The sequence below is a fragment of the Pseudonocardia tropica genome (assembly GCF_040105315.1).
GTDB classification, from domain to species: Bacteria; Actinomycetota; Actinomycetes; order Mycobacteriales; family Pseudonocardiaceae; genus Pseudonocardia; species Pseudonocardia alni.
Genome location: NZ_JBEDNP010000060.1, coordinates 1 through 2600 on the forward strand (window position 1 = coordinate 1; position 2600 = coordinate 2600).

Annotated in this window: 2 protein-coding genes; one reads left to right on the forward strand and one right to left on the reverse strand. The window is 69.7% G+C overall.

The genetic code is table 11. From position 1 onward, the window contains the following. Positions 1–206: 206 nt before the first annotated feature. A complete protein-coding gene (locus WHI96_RS27380) occupies positions 207–566 on the reverse strand; it encodes a hypothetical protein (protein WP_345650445.1) in 360 nt (119 codons plus the stop codon). Between the two features lie 732 nt (positions 567–1298). Here WHI96_RS27380 and WHI96_RS27385 point away from each other — a divergent pair. Next, on the forward strand, positions 1299–2045 hold the full coding sequence (locus WHI96_RS27385) for a hypothetical protein (protein ID WP_345650451.1): 747 nt from the start codon (positions 1299–1301) through the stop codon (positions 2043–2045). Positions 2046–2600: the final 555 nt, after the last annotated feature.

Consider the following 2600-nt stretch of genomic DNA (forward strand, 5'->3'; position numbering starts at 1 on the left):
ATTCTGGGCACGGCGAATTCGCCCCGTGTCTGTGGTGGTTGGCTCCCGGCCCAGGATGTATCCTGGACACGCGAAAGCGCCCCTTCTTCGCAGGTGGGGTAACGGCCCCGGTTCGCCGGGGCTACGGCGTCAGACGGATGCAGGTCCGGTCTGATGCGAGAACGAACCGAGGCGGCCCCCGGCCAGGGGGGCCGTCTCGTTCTCGTTTACGAAGCCTTGGTCAGAGGCCGCTCCGGAGTCGTGTACTGGGCGGGGATCTGCCCGGGGATCTCGTTGCGGTACCGCAGCCCGAGGTGGAGGAGTGCCCCCGCCACGACGGAGATGCTGCGGTCGCGCTCGCTCGCGATCGCCCGGACGACTTCGTTGTCGGTGAGCGGGATGCGCGCGGTGAAGTCCGTGGACTCCGTGTGCGAGACCCGGCGGGGCAGGTCGTCGGGCAGCTCGTCAGCGTGCTGCAGCCCGACGTTGATCAGCTTGGCTGCGGCCTCGGAGACGTACCAGCCGCGGGCGGTGGCAAGGCTCTTCAGCGCGTGGTCGTCAGCCAGCAGGACCCGCGGAAGAACCACTGCACGCGGGCCCTTCGACGGACGCCCTGTTGGTCTTCTAGCCATGCCAGGGATCCTGCCCTACTTTCTGAAACCAGGACACAGCGACACGCCGGGCTTTCAGAAACCGCCGGTCGATCTCGGAAGCGCGGGGCGTTCCACCTCTGAGGACTTGGTAGGGCAGCTCCTCGAGCGGCAGTAGCCGGGCTAGCGGGGGCGCATGCCTCGCCGGCTGGACCTGCGGGCGTGGTCGTCATGGGTCAGCGGACGTTGCTGCAGCTGCGCCACGGCCGAGGCCGGGTGCTCGACCGAGGGTGTGTGTCTGTGCCGGCGGACCGCAGCGGTGGTGAAGGTCGAGGTGAACCGGTCGACGACGATGCCGTGCTCGGCAAACGCGGCGTCGCCTTCAGCGGTGGTCTCGTCCCCTGGGGCGGTCCGACCGTCCACCGGTCCCGACCTCGTACTTGACCGCCCACCGAGCTGCCGCAGTGCCGCGGGCTCGCTCGTAGTCCTCGGCTCGGGCGTACCAGACGGGCCCGCCTCCGAGGTCGTAGATGTCCTGCTTGGCGAAGACGATCCCCCAGCTCGGGAACCCGCGGTCGCGGACGGCACTCCCGCTGCTAGCGGCCATCCCGGCCAACTAGACCCCGCCAACTACTCAGAACAGATGACTCCACTCAGTTGCCGTTAACGCGGCATCTGGCCTATCGACATGTTCGGCGACACCACCTCGTCAACTCGTCGGGAGGCGCCATGAACACCCTCACCCGCACCCTCGCCAGCCTCGCCGTCGGCGTCACCCTCGCCGCCGGAGCAGGCGTCGCCTGCTCCACCCCCCACACCACCGACGGCTACGTCGGCGAGATCCGCGACGCCATGGGCGAGCAGGAGAACTCCGCAGCCTCCGACCAGCAGATCCTCGCCACCGGTCGGATGATGTGCTCCATCCCCGGCGCCCTCGACGCCGTCAACACAGCCGAGTCCGACGCCACCCCCCAGTACGCCAGCTTCGTGGAGATCACCCGCGGCTACTGCGACGTCCTCGGCACCGACACCAGCAACGCCTTCGCGCCCCTGCCCGGCACCGACCCGGCCGCCGAGACCGCGATCGCCCCGGTCGCGCCGTCCCCGGTCGCGATCGGCGCCCCGAACGTCCTGAACTACGGCGGCCAGGACACCGCCACCTGGACCGTCAACGGCGTCGACTGGTGCGAGGGCTATCTGCGCATGGACATCACCTTGAAGACCTCGGACCTGTACGTGCCCGGCCAGGACCACATCTTCATGCGCACCCAGTGGACCGACACCGGCGGCATCACCCACGACAACGCCGGGATCATCGCCCCCTCCTGCGGCGAGGAACTGCCCGAGGGCTACAGCACCCAGCCCGGCAAGACCTACCGCGGCGTCCAGACCTTCAACATCCCCCAGGGCCAGTTCGCCAGCCTGGACATCTACGGCTCCGACGACCGCCAGCACGTCTACACCGAGCAGAGCTGAGCCCAGACGATGAACCCGCAGCCGCCCTACCCGCAGCACCAGTTCCAGCACTGGGCGCAGCCCGCCCGTCGCGTCTCGCCGTGGATCCTGCTCGCCGCCGTCCTGGGCTCTGGGCTCGACGTTCGCCGAGGGACCACCCCCGCTAGCGGGGGTGGTCCCGTCACCCTGGACCTGTCGAACCCGACCGACCAGTCGTCCCCGCGCCCGCGGGGGTGGTCCCTCCAGGTCGAGCTCGGCGGTCGCCGGGTGAGGTCGTCCCCGCGCCCGCGGTGGTGGTCCCGTGCGCAGGAGTGTGCGCACAGCGCCGGCCTCGGTCGCGATCAGGCCGCCGGCCGCGACGTCCCATCGACGGCGTCGTCCAGGCTGGCGTGGCACGTAGGCATCGTGTGAGCCGGTTGCTGCCGAACCGGACACCGCGGTAGTTTCTAGGAACCGACCTACCTGATCCGCAGGGGAGTCAGCGCGCTGCCGCGCGTCTCCAGCCAGGAGGTCGCACTCATGAACGCCGACCAGCCCGATCTGTGGCGATCCCAGGGTAGCCCCGCGCCGATTGTG